Origin of the sequence: Marinomonas profundi, from assembly GCF_020694005.1 — a bacterium.
Classification (GTDB): domain Bacteria; phylum Pseudomonadota; class Gammaproteobacteria; order Pseudomonadales; family Marinomonadaceae; genus Marinomonas; species Marinomonas profundi.
Map to the genome: position 1 here is coordinate 2,275,271 of NZ_CP073013.1, position 14,943 is coordinate 2,290,213.

The 14,943-nt window shown below is 47.0% G+C and carries 13 protein-coding genes and 5 tRNA genes; 4 read left to right on the forward strand and 14 right to left on the reverse strand.

Annotation, left to right across the window (positions count from 1 at the left end; genetic code table 11):
* Window positions 1–89 precede the first annotated feature (89 nt).
* Window positions 90–2,672, forward strand: a complete 2,583-nt coding sequence (gene clpB / locus J8N69_RS10645; RefSeq protein WP_168827574.1) for an ATP-dependent chaperone ClpB — start codon at window positions 90–92, stop codon at window positions 2,670–2,672.
* Between the two features lie 106 nt (window positions 2,673–2,778).
* On the opposite strand, the gene J8N69_RS10650 is transcribed toward clpB, so the two are convergent.
* From J8N69_RS10650 to J8N69_RS10710, 13 genes are all read right to left on the reverse strand, one after another.
* Window positions 2,779–3,363: a TIGR04219 family outer membrane beta-barrel protein gene (locus J8N69_RS10650; RefSeq protein WP_168827572.1), complete on the reverse strand. Its 585-nt coding sequence runs from the start codon at window positions 3,361–3,363 to the stop codon at window positions 2,779–2,781.
* Window positions 3,364–3,477: 114 nt separating this feature from the next.
* A tRNA-Gln gene (locus J8N69_RS10655) sits at window positions 3,478–3,552 on the reverse strand.
* A gap of 10 nt (window positions 3,553–3,562) precedes the next feature.
* A tRNA-Met gene (locus J8N69_RS10660) sits at window positions 3,563–3,639 on the reverse strand.
* Between the two features lie 37 nt (window positions 3,640–3,676).
* A tRNA-Gln gene (locus tag J8N69_RS10665) sits at window positions 3,677–3,751 on the reverse strand.
* A gap of 13 nt (window positions 3,752–3,764) precedes the next feature.
* Window positions 3,765–3,841, reverse strand: a tRNA-Met gene (locus J8N69_RS10670).
* 10 nt (window positions 3,842–3,851) lie between these two features.
* Window positions 3,852–3,926: transfer RNA gene (locus J8N69_RS10675), tRNA-Gln, on the reverse strand.
* 114 nt (window positions 3,927–4,040) lie between these two features.
* Window positions 4,041–5,132: a redox-regulated ATPase YchF gene (gene ychF, locus J8N69_RS10680; protein ID WP_168827361.1), complete on the reverse strand. Its 1,092-nt coding sequence runs from the start codon at window positions 5,130–5,132 to the stop codon at window positions 4,041–4,043.
* 25 nt (window positions 5,133–5,157) lie between these two features.
* The gene (pth, locus tag J8N69_RS10685; protein ID WP_168827360.1) at window positions 5,158–5,742 is read right to left on the reverse strand and encodes an aminoacyl-tRNA hydrolase; all 585 of its coding nucleotides are present in this window, start codon (window positions 5,740–5,742) and stop codon (window positions 5,158–5,160) included.
* Between the two features lie 19 nt (window positions 5,743–5,761).
* Window positions 5,762–6,340: a 50S ribosomal protein L25/general stress protein Ctc gene (locus J8N69_RS10690; protein ID WP_168827358.1), complete on the reverse strand. Its 579-nt coding sequence runs from the start codon at window positions 6,338–6,340 to the stop codon at window positions 5,762–5,764.
* Window positions 6,341–6,409: 69 nt separating this feature from the next.
* On the reverse strand, window positions 6,410–7,357 hold the full coding sequence (locus tag J8N69_RS10695) for a ribose-phosphate diphosphokinase (protein ID WP_168827356.1): 948 nt from the start codon (window positions 7,355–7,357) through the stop codon (window positions 6,410–6,412).
* A 71-nt stretch (window positions 7,358–7,428) separates the two neighbouring features.
* On the reverse strand, window positions 7,429–8,316 hold the full coding sequence (ispE, locus tag J8N69_RS10700; protein ID WP_168827354.1) for a 4-(cytidine 5'-diphospho)-2-C-methyl-D-erythritol kinase: 888 nt from the start codon (window positions 8,314–8,316) through the stop codon (window positions 7,429–7,431).
* Window positions 8,301–8,879: a lipoprotein insertase outer membrane protein LolB gene (lolB, locus tag J8N69_RS10705; RefSeq protein WP_168827352.1), complete on the reverse strand. Its 579-nt coding sequence runs from the start codon at window positions 8,877–8,879 to the stop codon at window positions 8,301–8,303. The genes ispE and lolB overlap by 16 nt, the downstream gene beginning before the upstream one ends.
* Window positions 8,876–10,684 carry a tetratricopeptide repeat protein gene (locus tag J8N69_RS10710; protein ID WP_168827350.1) on the reverse strand — a complete coding sequence of 603 codons (1,809 nt, stop codon included), beginning with the start codon at window positions 10,682–10,684 and terminating at the stop codon, window positions 8,876–8,878. The genes lolB and J8N69_RS10710 overlap by 4 nt, the downstream gene beginning before the upstream one ends.
* Window positions 10,685–10,881: 197 nt before the next feature.
* Here J8N69_RS10710 and hemA point away from each other — a divergent pair, with 197 nt between their 5' ends.
* From hemA to prmC, 3 genes are read left to right on the forward strand one after another with little or no spacing between them, the layout of a single operon-like run.
* Window positions 10,882–12,150 (forward strand): glutamyl-tRNA reductase, encoded by a 1,269-nt coding sequence (gene hemA / locus J8N69_RS10715; RefSeq protein WP_168827348.1) that lies wholly within the window; start codon window positions 10,882–10,884, stop codon window positions 12,148–12,150.
* Between the two features lie 3 nt (window positions 12,151–12,153).
* Window positions 12,154–13,242 (forward strand): peptide chain release factor 1, encoded by a 1,089-nt coding sequence (gene prfA / locus J8N69_RS10720; protein WP_168827346.1) that lies wholly within the window; start codon window positions 12,154–12,156, stop codon window positions 13,240–13,242.
* A gap of 19 nt (window positions 13,243–13,261) precedes the next feature.
* Entirely contained in the window at window positions 13,262–14,101 is an 840-nt protein-coding gene (prmC, locus tag J8N69_RS10725) for a peptide chain release factor N(5)-glutamine methyltransferase (RefSeq protein ID WP_168827344.1), read from the forward strand.
* 59 nt (window positions 14,102–14,160) lie between these two features.
* Here prmC and yaaA read toward each other — a convergent pair whose 3' ends face one another.
* A complete protein-coding gene (yaaA, locus tag J8N69_RS10730) occupies window positions 14,161–14,943 on the reverse strand; it encodes a peroxide stress protein YaaA (protein WP_168827343.1) in 783 nt (260 codons plus the stop codon).

Genomic DNA, 14,943 nt, shown 5'->3' on the forward strand with positions numbered 1-14,943 from the left:
AAAATGACACTACTGTATTGAAAAGCGAATAAGCGCACTTATTAAGGGGATAGAGACATTGTTCTATCTTTTTCTGCAAGGAGGTTCCCATGCGAATCGATCGTTTAACCAGTAAATTACAGCTTGCCCTTTCTGATGCGCAGTCTATCGCGCTCGGCCATGATCATTCCTATATTGAGTCACTGCATTTGATGATGGCGCTGCTAGATCAGCAAGGTGGCAGTACGCGGCCTATTTTGCAGCAAGCGGGTATTCAGGTCGCGAAATTCCGCGAGGGATTGAATGATCTGCTAACTCGTCTGCCAAGGGTAAACGACCACGATGGTAACGTACAAATGTCACCAGAGTTGGGGCGCTTATTAAACCTTGCTGATAAAGAGGCGCAGAAGCGCAAAGACCAATACATTTCTTCAGAATTGGTTTTGATGGCCATGTTTGATGGCAAAGACGATTTGGCAAAAGCATTAAAAGCCACGGGGGTGACAAAAAATGACATTGCCGCGGTGATTGATCAGGTTCGTGGCGGCGAGTCGGTTAATGACCCGAATGCCGAAGAAAGTCGTCAGGCGCTAGACAAGTATACGGTGGATCTCACCGCCAGAGCGGCCCAAGGCAAACTTGATCCTGTGATTGGTCGCGACGATGAAATACGTCGCACGATTCAGGTGTTGCAGCGTCGTCGTAAGAATAACCCTGTGTTGATTGGTGAGCCTGGTGTGGGTAAAACGGCCATTGTAGAAGGCTTGGCGCAACGTATTATTAATGGCGAAGTGCCTGAGGGGCTAAAAAACAAACGCGTTTTATCGCTTGATATGGGGGCCTTGATCGCCGGGGCGAAATATCGCGGTGAGTTTGAGGAGCGTCTTAAAGCGTTGCTGAATGAGCTGTCTAAGCAAGAAGGGCAGATTATTTTGTTTATCGATGAAATTCACACCATGGTGGGAGCGGGGAAATCGGAGGGCTCTATGGACGCGGGTAACATGCTGAAACCCGCTCTTGCTCGTGGTGAGCTGCATTGTGTTGGCGCGACAACATTAAACGAATATCGCCAGTATATTGAAAAAGATGCCGCGCTAGAAAGGCGCTTCCAGAAAGTGCTGGTGGAAGAGCCGAGCGTACTGGATTCTGTGGCTATTTTACGTGGTCTGAAAGAGCGTTATGAAGTGCATCATGGCGTGGACATTACCGACTCGGCCATTATTGCCGCGGCAAAATTGTCTCAGCGTTATATAACCGATCGTCAATTGCCAGATAAGGCGATTGACCTGATTGATGAGGCGGCGAGTCGTATCCGTATGGAAATGGATTCTAAGCCTGAAGATATGGATCGTTTAGAGCGTCGCCTGATTCAATTGAAAATTGAAAAAGAGGCACTTAAAAAAGAGAAAGATAAAGCGTCTAAACTGCGTTTGGAAGAGTTGGATGTTGAAATTGATGGCTTGCAGAAGCAGTTTTCGGACTTAGAAGAAATTTGGAATGCTGAAAAGGCGGCGGTGCAGGGGGCGCAAAAGCTTAAAGAGGAGCTTGAGTCTGTTCGTCATGAGATGGAAGAAGCGCGTCGCAGCGGCAATTTGGCTAAAATGTCGGAGTTGCAATATGGTGTGATTCCTATGCTTGAAGCTGAGATCGAAAAAGCCAGTCAAGCGGAAGAAAATACGGAGACGCGGCTATTGAAGCGACGTGTTACCGAAGAGGAAATCGCGACGGTGGTTTCCCGTTGGACAGGGATTCCGGTGGATAAAATGCTGGAAGGCGAGCGTGATAAATTGCTTCGAATGGAAGAAGCGTTACACGAATCTGTGATGGGGCAGAATGAGGCTGTTTCGGCGGTCTCTAATGCGGTGCGTCGTTCTCGGTCTGGCTTGGCGGATCCTAATCGGCCGAATGGTTCATTTCTTTTTTTAGGTCCAACAGGCGTCGGTAAAACGGAGCTTTGTAAGTCTCTGGCTAGGTTTCTGTTCGATACCGAGCAAGCCATGGTGCGTATAGATATGTCTGAGTTTATGGAAAAACATTCCGTTGCTCGTTTGATTGGCGCGCCTCCAGGTTATGTGGGTTATGAAGAAGGCGGTTATTTGACGGAAGCGGTAAGACGCCGTCCTTATTCGGTCTTGTTACTCGATGAAGTGGAAAAAGCCCACCCCGATGTTTTTAATATTCTTCTGCAGGTGCTGGATGATGGTCGTTTAACCGACGGCCAGGGGCGCACGGTTGATTTTAAAAATACGGTGATTGTGATGACGTCTAATTTGGGCTCGGACTTGATTCAAGAATATCAATCTGCCGATCAATACGAAGAAATCAAAGCAAAAGTGATGGACGTGGTTGGCATGCATTTTAGGCCAGAGTTTATTAACCGAATTGATGAAACGGTAGTGTTTCATCCATTAATGAAGTCTCAAATTAAAGGCATTGCGACCGTGCAGCTCGCCCATTTGAATGAACGATTGGTGGAGATGGGAATGTCCTTGGCGTTAACGGATAGCGCATCTGATCAATTGGTTGAGGTGGGTTATGATCCGGTTTATGGTGCTCGTCCGTTGAAGCGAGCAATACAGAGATGGATTGAAAACCCATTAGCAAATGCGTTGCTTGCAGGTCGTTTTGTGACGGGAGATCGTATTTTGGCTGACGTTTCTGAGGGCGTGATTGTGTTTTCGACCGTCAGTTAGTTAAGCTTGATGTAATAAAAAAACCGCTGATGTTTCAGCGGTTTTTTTGTTTTTGAGGTACTTACTATTTATCTGGCGTACTGATATTGATCTGTGGTGTTGATCTTTAGAAGTCAACAAAGACGCCGATGAAGGCGCCTTTTGGCTCAAACTTGCCCGCGGAAGCGAAGTCTTGAGTCATGGTGCGATAACCTGCTTCGATACCGGCAAATACCAGCGGCTGGTATTTGATTTTAAATGTGGTGTCAGTGATGTCTGCATCGCTACCGCCACCGGATTTTACTTCGCCGCCGACAGATAGTGCGGTGCCTGGAATGCTGACAAAGGCAGAAAGATAGCCTAGTGGATAAGTGCCATCTATATCTGAATTGCCAGTCTCATCAATTTTTCGGAAGGTCACACCAGCGTCTAAATCTAGCCACAATAGGCCGTCTAGAAATTCATAATATAGTGTGTAGTCGTTAAAAGAAGTGTCAATTTTAGTGCTGCCGACTTTTTCTTCTAGTTCTTGGTGTTGAAGGCGAACATTAGGGATTAGAGGGATTGGGTGTTCTACCGCAATACCATAGTAAGAATTAAAATCTTCCCCATCGTTGGTAAGAAAGGATCCGGCTTCTGCCGTTAAGCCCAGTATATCGGCATGAGCGGTGCTGGCTAATAAAGCTGTTGAAAGTAAAAGAGCTGATTTCATAATTAGTGTCCATATATCGAGAGGATAAATTTGGTCTAATTATAGGTTGAAGAGAGGTAAAAACCAATGAAATAAGGAGATAGAATGACGTATTGTGAAGAAAATTTACATAGATGGCTGGGGTAGAAGGATTCGAACCTACGCATGACGGGATCAAAACCCGTTGCCTTACCGCTTGGCTATACCCCAATAAAGGATGTGGTGGCTATGACTAGATTCGAACTAGTGACCCCATCATTATGAGTGATGTGCTCTAACCAACTGAGCTACATAGCCTTAACTGTATATTAACTACTAACTTGTATCGATTCGATGGCTGGGGTAGAAGGATTCGAACCTACGCATGACGGGATCAAAACCCGTTGCCTTACCGCTTGGCTATACCCCAACAGATCGAGTTGTGGTGGCTATGACTAGATTCGAACTAGTGACCCCATCATTATGAGTGATGTGCTCTAACCAACTGAGCTACATAGCCATTCGTCTGTTGGCTGGGGTAGAAGGATTCGAACCTACGCATGACGGGATCAAAACCCGTTGCCTTACCGCTTGGCTATACCCCAACAGACTGACACAAAAACAGTTTAGATGAATTGATCTACTGCCTCTGTGGCGCGATATTATTCATATAACCTGTTAATGGGTCAAGTGTTTTTCTTAAAATGTTTTATTATCTATTAGACATTAAAGCGGAAATGCATCACATCACCGTCCTTCACGATGTAATCCTTGCCTTCTAGACGCCATTTTCCGGCTTCTTTGGCACCACTTTCACCCTTGTATTGAATGAAATCGTTGTAGCTGATGACTTCGGCGCGAATAAAGCCTTTTTCAAAGTCTGTGTGGATCACTCCAGCCGCTTGTGGGCCCGTTGCGCCTTTCTTGACGGTCCAAGCACGGACTTCTTTTACGCCCGCTGTAAAGTACGTCTGAAGGCCTAGTAGCTCATAGCCGGCACGAATCACTCGATCAAGTCCTGGTTCTTCCATGCCCATTTCATCAAGGAACTCTTGCATCTCTTCTGTGTCTAGCTCAGAGATTTCGGCTTCGAGCTGATTGCAAATAGGCACCACCATAGCGCCTTCTGCTTCTGCGATGCTTCGTACTTGGTCAAGATAAGGGTTGTTTTCAAAACCATCTTCCGCAACATTCGCTATGTACATGGTAGGTTTGGTCGTCAGTAGGTGTAGCGAACGAACTTCTTTCTTCTGTTCGTCAGACATTTCCATTGAGCGGACTGGTAAGCCGTTTTCTAGGTGTTCTTTGATGCTTGCTAGGAAGGCTTTGTGAGCAATGGCTTCTTTGTTGCCGCTTTTGGCATTTTTTGCGGTGCGGAAAAGTTGCTTGTCGATGGATTCGATGTCGGCAAAGATTAACTCAAGGTTAATAACTTCAATATCTAGCTTTGGGTTGACGTGGTTTGAAACGTGGATGACGTTATCGTCTTCAAAGCAGCGTACAACATGGGCAATGGCATCGGTTTCACGAATGTTGGCAAGGAATTTGTTGCCCAGACCTTCGCCTTTGGACGCCCCTTCGACAAGGCCGGCGATGTCAACGAACTCCATTGTGGTGGCTAGGACGCGTTCGGGTTTGACTATCTCAGCGAGTGCATCTAAACGTGGATCTGGCATGGCAACAACGCCAGCATTTGGCTCAATCGTGCAGAAGGGAAAGTTCTCTGCGCCAATGCCAGCTTTGGTTAATGCGTTAAATAGAGTTGATTTACCAACGTTAGGTAACCCAACGATGCCACAATTAAAACCCATAGTGAGATTCCTAATAATTAAATGATTATGCTTTGAAGCTGTGAAGTTGATTCATAACGGCATTCAAGTTGCCGCGCACTATGTCATCAACATAGCGTAATGATTCGTCAATGGTTTGTTCGGTTTTTGCGTAGTCGTCTGGCGCGGCTTTTTTTAAGACGTAATTAGCGACCTGGCTGGCGTGGCCTGGGTGTCCGATGCCTATTCTGAGGCGACCAAACTCTCTGTTGTTTGCCAGCTTTGCAATAATGTCTTTTAATCCATTGTGACCACCATGTCCACCGCCTTGCTTTAATTTGACGGAACCTGGGGGGATGTCGAGCTCATCGTGAATAACAAGGATTTCTTCAGGGGGGATTTTATAAAACTGGCAGACGGCCTGAACCGCTTTACCGCTTAAATTCATATAGGTGGTGGGAATAAGGAGATAGCACTCTTCACCAGCTATATAAACTTTGCCAAAATGGCCAAAAAACTTTTTCTCAGAACGAAGAGAGCATTGGCTCTGACGAGCCAATGCCTCAATCCACTGAGCGCCTGCATTGTGGCGAGTGTTCTCGTACTCGCTGCCTGGGTTTCCCAAGCCGACTAATAATCTGAAACCTGCCACAATGCTGCCTTCAATGATCTTAACGTTTAGACTTGCCAATACGAGCGATAGGTTGGTCGTGGTCTTCGCCTTTAAGCAAAGATACAAGCTCTACGCCTTCAGGAAGGATAACGTCTGACAAATGGAAGATTTGATCAAGTTGGCCTGTGATCACGTCTACTGTCAATACTGCTGGAAGGTTCGCTGGTAAACAACGTACTTCAGCCAATTTAGACTCAACAGTCAAGCGACCGCCTTGGCTCTTAACGCCTTCACTTTGTGCTGCATTGATAAAGCTTAAAGGAACACGAGTAGTGATGACTTTGTCTGCTTGAGCGCGCTGAAGATCCATGTGCATAACCGCGCCGCTTGATGGGTGGCGTTGTAGTGCTTTAACAAGAACTTGTTCTGTTTTGCCGTCAACAGTTACTTCAACTAGGCCAGTTAAGAAGCCAGGAGTTGCAACTGATTTAAGTAGCTCGTTGTCTTTGAAAGAGATAGACACTGGAGCTGCTTCACCGCCATAAATAACCGCTGGTACTAGACCAGTGTTACGAAGGCGGCGGCTCGCACCTTTACCTTCTAGAGTACGTGCTACGGCATTAATTGATAATGACATGGTATTTTCCTAATAATAAATAAAGTTTGTGCCCAGAGATGCGACCCGCTCCGAGCGTTGGTGTTTGGCTTAGGCCCCAAACATGGCACTGATAGACTCTTCGTTGCATACGCGACGAACAGCCTCCGCCATAATGTCAGACATCGACAATTGGCGTATTTGAGGGCAGTTAAGCGCCTCTTGTGTCAATGGGATGGTATCAGTCACGACCAACTCATCAAGCACGGAATTTCTAATGTTTTCAATCGCTTTGCCAGACAGTACAGGGTGAGTGCAGTAAGCCAGCACTTTTGCCGCGCCATGTTCTTTTAGGGCTTTTGCGGCGGCGCATAATGTCCCGCCAGTATCGCACATGTCGTCGACTAGGACGCAGGTTTTGCCTGCCACATCACCTATCAAGTGCATGATTTGCGCTTCGTTAGCACGAGGGCGACGCTTGTCGATAATCGCTAAATCGGCATCATCAAGCAGTTTTGCAAAAGCACGAGCACGAACAACGCCGCCAACATCCGGTGAAACCACGGTGATGTTTTCATAGCCTTGGCGTTGCAAATCCTCAAGCAGTAACGGCGTTGCATAGACGTTATCAACAGGGATGTCGAAAAATCCTTGGATTTGGTCAGCGTGAAGATCGACCGTCAATACACGGTTAATGCCCACGGCGGAAATCATGTCGGCAACCACTTTTGCGGTGATTGGTACACGCGCAGAACGAACGCGACGGTCTTGGCGAGCATAGCCAAAGTATGGAATAACCGCGGTGACGCGAGTTGCCGATGCACGGCGTAAAGCGTCTGCCATGACGATCAGTTCCATCAAGTTGTCATTAGTAGGGGCACATGTCGATTGAATAATGAACACATCTTTACCGCGAACATTTTCATTGATCTCGACCGTAATTTCACCGTCGCTAAATTTACCTACGGTTGCGTTTCCGATAGGTAGCCCTAGGCGGCGTACCACCCTGCGAGCGAGTTCAGGGTTTGCATTACCGGTAAAAACCATCAACTTGGACACTGTGTATACCTTTGTATTTTATAGCGATGACTATTGACTGGCCAAGGAAAGACTGGCCGGGATAGAGTGATTTATTGGCGACACTCGCTCCAGTTTTGCTCAATCCACTGGTTTAGTACGGCGTGAGTTGGAGAGACATTACAGCCACGGCAAACCCAACTTTGCCATTTTTGGGGCGTAGCCAATCTTACTCGCTCAGCGTCGTGCCAATTATCGAAGGCTAAAAAGAGGCAAGCCCCTGTTCCTGTAAGCTTCGCGTCGCCATGGTTTTTGAGCCATAAATACGCTTCATTGACCTCAGGATTGTGCTTTTTTACCACTTCTAAACAGTCGTTGTGCCCACCCAGCTTCAAGGCGTGCGATATTCTGAGGGGAGGGGTGTCTCTTGTCAAATATTTATCGGTAAATATTTGCCCCGTTGAGACGTGACAATTGGGCTTAATGAGCAAAAAATACGGGGTATCTAACTCGACTTTTTGCAGTTTTTCTCCAACGCCTTCCGCAAACGCGGCAAAGCCCATGACAAAAACCGGAATATCCGCCCCCAGTTGCACACCCAGTTCAGCCAGTTTTTCCAATGAGAGGTGGCATTTCCATAAGACGTTTAGCGCCAATAAAGTGGTTGCGGCGTTTGAGCTGCCTCCGCCAATTCCGCCCCCCATAGGTAATTGTTTTGTTAAGATAATATCGATGCCGAAACGGGCGTCTTGTTTGAATGGTGTCAGTAGTTTGGCGGCTTTATAAATGAGATTGTCTTCGGTCGGAAGTTGCTCGATAAGCGGTGAAATCGTGACCTGATTGTTGTGTGTTAATGAGAAGTCGAGCGTATCGCACAAGTCGATGAACTGAAACAAGGTTTGCAGTTCATGGTAGCCGTCTTCTCGTCGGCCAATAATGTGTAAAAATAAATTTAATTTTGCGGGAGAAGGTAGTTGCATTGTGGTTACTGAATCGTCCATTGGTTAATAATTAAATTGACTCTAAAAGGCGGGTTGGATACCTGCATCTTTTGTGGCAAGGATAGGCCATCGACTTTGGTAAAGTTATGGTAGGTAATCAGCCAACCATCTTGCTCTATGGTGGCGGGTAAATGGCTGTCGGCGGTTTTGGTAATGCGTGCGTATGAGCTAGGATCGGCTAGTCCTCTAATCCAATAGGTAACCTGTTTCACTGGAAACTCCCAGCCGAGTTCTTGTTGTAATAAGGTCGCAGGATTACGACCCGTTACAACTGTATCTTCGTAGGCTAATGAGACCATGCCGTCTGGCGTTTTGTTGAGTTTCGTTGCGCCTTGACCAAACGGTCCGACAATATTAAGCGAGAAGGTGGTCGGGTCTTTCTGCCAGTTAAAATTACCGGAAAGGGCGTCATTTTGGGTTCGTATACCGACTCTTCCAGACGTTTCCCATTTTGATATCGCGTCGATACTGGCGGGCGGCGGTGTTATTGGCCCTGTTGGCTTGGAGCTGCAAGCACTAAGGAGTGCGGTAAAAGCAAGAATGCAGAGGCTGCGATAGGTCATGATGGTTCGTCCTGTTTAAATTCTTCAAGTAGCGACGGTGACAGTCGTTTGATGGTGTCAAGTAGCACGGGCGTAGCGGGTGATGTTTCTAGCGCAGTTCTCCATATTTCTATGGCGGCTTCGTAGTGGCGCTGTTGCCAGAGGGATTCGCCATAGTGGGCGGCAATCTCAGCGTCAGGCAAAATAGACCAAGCTTTTTTTAAATAATAGGAGGACTGTTCTAGCTCGCCTTTGAGGAAGAATCCCCATCCTAAACTGTCGATAATAGCGGGATCATCATCGGTTTTTTCATAAGCGGATTCTATGTAACTCATGGCTTCATCAATGCGCTCGGTTCGAGTGAGCAGCGTGTAGCCGAGTGCGTTTAGGTATTGTGGATTGTCTGGGTCTTTGCTTAGTAGGGTTTTAAGTTCTGTTTCTGTTACGGCCCAATCCCCAAGGCTGTCGGCAAGCAGGGCTTTTCTATAGCGTAAAATAGCGGATTCAGGAAACGCCTCCAGCGCTTGATTTAGTAAGGCGTAGAATAACTCAATGTTGCCATTTTCCTCGTGTAAGCGACCAATAATGGCCACCTGTTCTGGCATGATTTCTCGAGGTGTACGGCGGATTACCATGTCATTTATAGCGTTTGCTTTATTGTCTTCGTACATCCAAAGTGCGATTTGATTGGTGGCGTTAGCTTGTAAAACGCCGTCGACTTGGTTCATTGTCGTGATGGCATCGTGTTTGTTATTCAGTTGATAAAGCGCGACCGCGGTTAAGTAGCTCACTTGGTCAGATTGAGAAAATTGTGCTTCCAAATGGTTGGCCGTATCGAGCGCTTGTTGCGGTTGCTTGTATTCTAATAATGTCTGCATCAGATTGACGCCAATTTGCAGTGCTTCTGGCATCTCTAGGCGAATAGTGTCGTAAAGCTCAATGGCTTTTGTGCTCTGTTCGTTTTCAATGAGAAAGTCTATTAATGGCGTGATCAGGTTGATGTCTTTTGGTAGGCGCGCGTTTGCGGTTTGTAATGTTGCTATGGCGTCATCTAGCTGCCCTATATTTCTTTGGCTAAAAGCAAGGATGAGATAAGGTACTGTGCTTTTTTCCCCGTCGTGTTGAGCTAACCATGCTTGCGCTGTCGCGATCGCGCCTTCGTTATCGCCTGATAGTAGTAAAATGTGCGCTTGGCTAAGTTGTATGTGTGGGTCGTCGCTCGTGCTAGGTGGCAGCATAGCGATGACGTCTTGTATGGCGCTAATTTGTTCGCTGTCACGTACATTGTCTTCTAGGTAACGCGGCAAAAAATGCAAAGGAACATTCTGTCTTATGGCGTTAGTGAGAAGTGTCGCCGCTTCTTCTGTGCGCTTTTCCTTGATCAGTACTTGCCATTTCAGAGCATACGCTGGCTCTGATGCAGGGCGGACAGAAAGCCATAAATTGGCACTTTTTTCGATGAAGTCATTATTTTGACTCGCAACGGCAATGAACCCCAGGCGTTTAATCAGGGTAATGTCGTTTGATTGGCTGGCGAGATCGTAAAACGCCTCAAATGCCTTATTAGGCCCTTCTCTTTGTAGGGTAAACTCGGCCTTCAGCAGGGCTGATATGTGATCATTTTTTAAGGGGGAAACGGGGCGCTGTGCATCGCTTAGCCATGTTGCTGTTTGCACCTGTGTAGGATGCGGGCTGCAGGCGTTTAATAACGGCAGGCTCAGTATCGCGAGTAACGCCAAAAAGCCTTTTATCCTTGGCTTGGATTGTGACCTTGGTGATATGGCGCCTAAGTGGCAAGGCATGTATTTCCCCAGAACTAAATTCATACAATCCTTATGGTATCGTTAGCGGCTTGTTATGTCAGGCATAACTATAAACTAATCCTATTACTTTTATTGATCATATGGGGTGCGAAAAAAAGCGAATTTCTCGTATAATGTGTCTTCTTTATGTAAAGAGTGGTGTTGGGGCAATGCCTGCTCCTGTCATTACCTTTAATCTCGATCTTTGAGAAGAGTCCTTAATGCCGCTAATTACCATAGGTGTCAATCATAAAACCGCGCCCGTTTCGATGCGTGAACGTGTGGCTTTTGCGCCTGAAAAAATGATCGATGCCTTGTCTTCTTTGATCGCTGAGAAAAAAGCCAATGAAGCCGTGATCGTCTCGACCTGTAATCGTACCGAGTTGTATTGCTCTGTTGACGATTTTAGTAAGGCGGATGATGTCATTGCTTGGCTTGGTGAGTATCATGGTATTGCCTTGGCGGAATTGCAGCAATATTGCTATACGCATGCGGATGATGACAGTGTGCGTCATATTATGCGGGTGGCGTCAGGCTTAGACTCTTTGGTTCTGGGCGAACCCCAGATTCTTGGTCAGGTAAAATCCGCTTATGCGGTGTCCCAAGAAGGGGCTTGTATCGGCCCTGAATTACAGTCTTTATTTCAACGCACTTTTTCGGTCGCCAAACGTGTGCGCACAGACACCGCGATTGGCGAAAACCCCGTCTCGATTGCCTTTGCAGCGGTCAGTTTAGCGCAACGCATTTTTGCCGATATCCGCAACAGCACGGCCTTGTTAATTGGTGCTGGACAGACCATTGAGCTAGTGGCTAGGCATCTTAAAGAAAATGGCATTAAACGCATTATTGTGGCGAATCGAACCTTAGCGCGGGCTCAGATTTTAGCGAATGAGCTTAACGCCGAAGCCATTATGTTGGGCGAAATCGGCGATTATTTATCGCAAGCCGACATTGTTATCTCTTCTACCGCCAGCCAGTTGCCCATTATTGGCAAAGGCATGGTGGAGCGCGCAACGACAAAACGTCGACATTCGCCGATGTTGTTAATCGACATTGCTGTGCCCCGTGATATCGAGCCAGAAGTAGAAGAAGTCAACGATGCTTATCTTTATACCGTCGATGATCTGCATTCTGTGATTGAAGAAAACGTCAGAGCAAGGCAAGATGCAGCGAAAGCGGCAGAGCAAATGATCGAGGAAGGCGTTGATGCTTATCGACGCGTGGTAGAATCGAGAAAAGTCTCTGATCTGATTGTCAACTTTAGACAATCTGCAGAAGCCATCAAGAATACAGAATTAGAAAAAGCACTCAAGGGTCTTGAGATGGGACAGTCACCAGAGCAAGTAATCAATAAACTGGCTCATGGTTTAATGAATAAGCTCATTCATGCGCCGACACGCTATTTGCGTGACGCAGGCGCAGAGGCCGATCAAACCGCATTAACCATCGCCTCAAATGTATTGGGCATTTACGAAGAAAAAGATAACTAAAAAATGAAAGAATCGATTAAGTTAAAGTTAGAAAGTTTATCGGATCGTTATGATGAGTTATCCGCCTTATTAGGTATAGCCGAAGTCATTATGGATCAAGATTTGTTCCGCGCTTATTCCAAAGAATACGCAGAACTCGAGCCGGTGGTGAATTGTTTCAATGAGTTTCAGCAAATAGATGAAAATATTGCGGAAGCAGAATTGATGATGACCGACGCCGACCCCGATATTAAAGAAATGGGGGTGGAAGAATACAAAGCTGGGCATGCGCAAAAAGAAGCGCTGCAGTTGGTATTGCAAAAATTGCTGTTACCAAAAGACCCGAATGATTCCCGCAATGTGTTTTTGGAAGTTCGAGCCGGTACGGGCGGGGATGAAGCGTCTATTTTTTCGGGTGATTTATTTCGCATGTACTCGCGTTATGCCGAAACGCAGCGCTGGAAAGTGGAGATCGTCAGTGCGAGCGATGGGGAACATGGCGGCTACAAAGAAGTGATTGCTCGAATCGTTGGTGAGGGGGCGTATTCTAAGTTGAAATTTGAATCTGGCGCTCACCGAGTGCAGCGTGTTCCTGCGACGGAATCACAAGGGCGTATTCATACGTCGGCGTGTACGGTGGCGGTGATGCCTGAAATGGATGAAGTGGATGACATTATCATCAATAAATCAGACTTGCGTATTGATACTTTTCGCGCCTCTGGTGCCGGTGGTCAGCACGTCAACAAAACCGACTCGGCGATTCGTCTGACGCACATTCCAACCGGTGTGGTGGTGGAATGTCAGGAAGAGCGCTCGCAACATAAGAACCGTGCCAAAGCCATGTCTTTGTTGGCGTCTCGTTTGCAAGCCGCTGAGCAAGAAAAAGCCGCGAGTGCACAATCTGAAACCCGTAAATCCTTGGTGGGAACGGGGGATCGCTCGGAGCGCATTCGAACCTATAACTATCCTCAAGGCCGTGTAACCGATCATCGTATCAATTTAACGCTATACAAATTGGACGAGATTGTGACGGGTGAATTGGATGCGTTAATCAACCCATTAGTGAATGAGTTCCAAGCGGAACAGCTTGCTGCGCTCAGTGGCGATAACTAACAAAAGGTAATTATCGCCCATGCGAATGGATGAACTGTTAAAAGGCGCTTACGAGCGCCTTTCTTCTATTTCGGACACCGCTCAGTTGGATGCCCAGCTTTTGTTGGCTCACGTCCTTGCTGTGTCGACTGCCTATTTCTACACCTGGCCTGAGAAAGAGGTCGGTGCGACAGATATGGAACGTTTTAATAGTCTGTTGGCGCGCCGAGAACGAGGCGAGCCGGTGGCGTATTTATTGGGTCATCAGGCGTTTTGGAGTTTAGACCTTGACGTCGCGCCTTGTACCTTGATTCCTCGGGCGGACACCGAACGGCTGGTGGAAGTGGCCTTGTCTGTGCTGGATAGAAACCGGGCGAGTCGCATTCTAGACCTGGGGACTGGAACGGGCGCCATTGCCTTGGCATTGGCGTCAGAACTGCCTAAATCGACTGTGGTTGGGGTGGATCTGGTTGACGATGCGGTGGCCTTGGCGAAACGCAATGCTCTACGCCATCAGCTTGGCAATGCGAGCTTCGTGCAAAGTAGTTGGTTTGCGGCATTGGCAGGCTGTGAGCCCTTTGATTTGATCGTCTCAAATCCACCTTATATTGACCCTGACGATGAACATTTGTCACTGGGCGATGTGCGCTTTGAGCCGAAAAGCGCGCTAGTGGCGGAGAATCATGGCATGGCGGACATCGAACATATTATTTGTCTGGCGCCTAATTATATGGCGCCAAATGCTTATTTGATGTTTGAACATGGTTATGATCAGGCGGCGGCGGTTCGGGCCAGCCTGAGCGAGGCGGGTTTTGTGGCGGTAGAAAGTTTTCAAGATTTTGGCGGCAATGATCGAGTTACGATAGGTCAATATCGATAGGCCAATATCAAAAACGACGTTAGTACTGACTCTCGCACTAACGTCGTTTTTTGAACATTTTACTTGTTCGGTTGCGCGCTTTCTGGGCGAATAAACACCGGGCTGTTTTGGGTAGATTGCTGTGGATCGTATCGATAGCCCGCCAGATCAAACGCCTTGAGTTCGTCTAATGTCTCACAGCGCTTTTCAATCAGGTAACGAGCCATCAAACCACGGGCTTTTTTGGCATAAAAGCTGATTACTTTAAATTTACCGTTTTTCTCGTCAAGAAAGTTTGGGCTGATTAATGGCGCTTTGAGCTGTTTGACATTCACGGCTTTAAAGTATTCGTTGGAGGCGAGGTTAACGAGTAACTCATCTTCTGCAAGCGAGTCATTGATTTTGTTAACTAGAGTGTCACCCCAAAATTGATAAAGATTACTGCCTCTGGGGTTTTTCAAACGGGTGCCCATTTCGAGTCGGTAGGCTTGCATTAGGTCTAAGGGTTTTAGTAAACCGTACAGGCCACTTAAAATGCGCAGAGACTGTTGTGCGTACAGCATGTCTTGTTCGCTTAGAGAGTAGGCGTCTAGCCCTGTGTACACATCCCCCATAAAGGTATAAATAGCAGGGCGACTGTTGTCTTGATTGTGTTCTTTTTGCCACTCTTGGTAACGAGATACGTTGAGCGTCGCCAACTTATCGCTAAGCTTCATTAAAGAGGCGATGTCCGCTGGTGCGTAAGGTTTTATCGTTTCAATGAGCTGTTGAGAGTCGTCTAACAACTCGGGCATGCTAAAGGTATCGATATTAGGTTTTGAGGTGAGGTCCAGTGTTTTTGCTGGAGAAATTAAAAACTTCAT

Bases quoted from the DNA above. Each gene is read 5' to 3' on its own strand.
- clpB (WP_168827574.1), top strand. From the start codon at position 90: ATGCGAATCGATCGTTTAACCAGTAAATTACAGCTTGCCCTTTCTGAT.
- J8N69_RS10650 (WP_168827572.1), bottom strand. From the start codon at position 3,363: ATGAAATCAGCTCTTTTACTTTCAACAGCTTTATTAGCCAGCACCGCT.
- ychF (WP_168827361.1), bottom strand. From the start codon at position 5,132: ATGGGTTTTAATTGTGGCATCGTTGGGTTACCTAACGTTGGTAAATCA.
- J8N69_RS10690 (WP_168827358.1), bottom strand. From the start codon at position 6,340: ATGTCATTATCAATTAATGCCGTAGCACGTACTCTAGAAGGTAAAGGT.
- ispE (WP_168827354.1), bottom strand. From the start codon at position 8,316: ATGGACGATTCAGTAACCACAATGCAACTACCTTCTCCCGCAAAATTA.
- lolB (WP_168827352.1), bottom strand. From the start codon at position 8,879: ATGACCTATCGCAGCCTCTGCATTCTTGCTTTTACCGCACTCCTTAGT.
- J8N69_RS10710 (WP_168827350.1), bottom strand. From the start codon at position 10,684: ATGAATTTAGTTCTGGGGAAATACATGCCTTGCCACTTAGGCGCCATA.
- hemA (WP_168827348.1), top strand. From the start codon at position 10,882: ATGCCGCTAATTACCATAGGTGTCAATCATAAAACCGCGCCCGTTTCG.
- prfA (WP_168827346.1), top strand. From the start codon at position 12,154: ATGAAAGAATCGATTAAGTTAAAGTTAGAAAGTTTATCGGATCGTTAT.
- prmC (WP_168827344.1), top strand. From the start codon at position 13,262: ATGCGAATGGATGAACTGTTAAAAGGCGCTTACGAGCGCCTTTCTTCT.
- yaaA (WP_168827343.1), bottom strand. From the start codon at position 14,943: ATGAAGTTTTTAATTTCTCCAGCAAAAACACTGGACCTCACCTCAAAA.